The organism is Kiritimatiellia bacterium (assembly GCA_028715905.1).
Taxonomy (GTDB): domain Bacteria; phylum Verrucomicrobiota; class Kiritimatiellia; order JAAZAB01; family JAAZAB01; genus JAQUQV01.
Genome location: JAQUQV010000041.1, coordinates 1 through 2,097, shown reverse-complemented (window position 1 = coordinate 2,097; position 2,097 = coordinate 1). Strand labels below are relative to the sequence as shown.

General features: G+C 54.8%; 2 protein-coding genes and 1 tRNA gene. All 3 read right to left on the bottom strand.

Features of this window, described 5'->3' with window-relative positions; translation table 11 throughout:
• Nucleotides 1-93: 93 nt before the first annotated feature.
• Complete coding sequence (locus PHP98_08525) at nt 94-987, bottom strand: PTS sugar transporter subunit IIA (protein ID MDD5483678.1); 894 nt, start codon at nt 985-987, stop codon at nt 94-96.
• A 28-nt stretch (nt 988-1,015) separates the two neighbouring features.
• Nucleotides 1,016-1,091: transfer RNA gene (locus tag PHP98_08520), tRNA-Met, on the bottom strand.
• Nucleotides 1,092-1,341: 250 nt separating this feature from the next.
• On the bottom strand, nt 1,342-2,097 hold a 756-nt coding region (gene folE2, locus PHP98_08515), incomplete at its 5' end, for a GTP cyclohydrolase FolE2 (protein ID MDD5483677.1).

The following is a 2,097-nucleotide window of genomic DNA, read 5'->3' as shown; positions in this document are numbered from 1 at the left end:
GGAATCGCCGCATGGGGATGCGGCTCCTACATCCGAGCAAACACAGTTGCGGCTTTGCCGCCTAAAATTAAAATTCAGGCCGGACAGGAAAACTCATTTTATTGCGGACCGGGTGGTCCTGAGCAGGCAGTCCCAGAGCTCCTTGGGGGTTTGCGAGTTCATCAGGTTTTCCCGCGCTTCTTTTTTCAGAAAAGACTGGGTCAGCCCCGCGAGCAGCCTCAGGTAAAAGACGCTGGCCGCGGTTGGAATGACGATAAAGAAAATAATGTGGCTTAAAGTGCGGCTGGCGGGATCAAATTTTATGCCTTTGCGGCTGATGCCGAGCGCCAGGGTGAGCCCGCCGCCTTCAACGCCGCGCACGTGCGGGAAGGATATTCCATATTCAATGGCCGTGTGCATGATGGCTTCGCGCTTTAAGGCTTCGTCCAGCAGTTTCGCGCCGTTATCCACAAAGCCCTCTTCAACCATCCGCCCGGCCAGTTCGGCGATCACGTTGTCGCGTTCGGTCGCCCTTAATGACGGAATCATCAGTTCGGTGGAGGAAAAACGCGCGATGCCCGAACGGCGCGGCGCGAAACGCCCTCCCATTTTCTTGCTGACCCGGCGCGGAAGGAAATTCTGGTAGTAAAGAATTCTGGCGCAGTTGGGGCATTGCTGCAGTTTTTCTCCGGATCGCACAATCTGTACCAGGCTGACCGGCAGCACCAGGCCGCAGCCCGTGCAGACATTATGGGAAATGGGAACGATGACCAGCAAATCTTTTTTTTCTATCCGCTGGAATAATTGCCCGGTTTCCGGGGGCAGATTCGCGCGCAGCGCTTGAATGGCCGAATCAAGCTGCGAGAGCCGTCCGGAAGACATGACGGCTTCCTGTTCCGACCTGATGAGGATAAGTTCCTGCAGTTGGATGAGCATGTTGATAATGGGGTGCATGTTGGTCGTGTGCGGCTTCGTCGGGGGCTGCCCCGCGTTTTTTTCATCAAGCATAATAATATTCCTTTCTATGTGTTAAAAATGGTGGCGACGCGGGGAGTCGAACCCCGGACCTAAGGCTTATGAGTCCTCCGCTCTACCAGCTGAGCTACATCGCCAAAATATTTGAATTGTAGACTTATTTCCCGGATTGTCAAATAATTTAGGTCCAGGCCCGCGATTCCAACTTGCCGCAAAAGAAGAGCGCAAAATCGGGGGTAGGAGCCGAACCCCTGTTCGGCGATGCATCTGGTGTTTGGAATCGCCGCATGGGGATGCGGCTCCTACCGCGGTCAAACACAGTTGCCGCCTTTGGCGGCTTAAATATCCCGTTTTCCAGGCCGGCCGCGCGCTGCGCGCGGCCGGGTTTTAAACGCGTTCCGCGTTTATAAAGTCGCTGGTAACCATGGCGTAGGCGTTGTGATTGTGAATGCTTTCCATGCTTTCGCTTTCAATTTTGAACCAGGCAATGCGTTTGTCCCGGCACAGTTTGCGGGCGACGGCCCGGGCAATATCCTCGGCAAACCGCGGCCGCCGGTATGCCCGCTCGGTGATGTATTTTTCATCAACGCGTTTCAGGAGCGAGTAAAGTCCGGCGCTGGCCTCGGCTTCCGCGATTTCAATCAGCTCTTCAATCCACACCAGCTCATGACTGCGGATCTGGATCGTCAGAATGGCGCGCTGGTTATGGGCGTTAAGCGCGCTGATGGCCTTGGAGCAAGGGCAGAGGGTTGAAACGGGCGTTTTTACTTCAACAACCAGGTCAAATTTCTGCCCGGCCGGCCGGCGGCAGAATTTGGCCAGAAAGGCGCATTGGTAATTCATCAATGACTTCGCGCCGGAAACCGGCGCTGATTTTTCAATGAAATACGGAAAACGGATTTCAAGGTTGGCCGTCCTTGAATCAAACCGCCGGCTCATGGTGTGCAGAATGGAGCTGATGTTGCGCAGGGAAATATTGCCGCGCGACTCGTTCAGTATTTCCACGAAGCGCGACATGTGCGTGCCCTTGAAACGGTGGGGCAGGTCAACGAACATGGAAACGTCCGCCACCGTGTGCTGGATTTTGTTTTCGCGGTCAAGGACCGAGATAAGATATTTCAGGTCTTTGATGCCGGCCTTTTG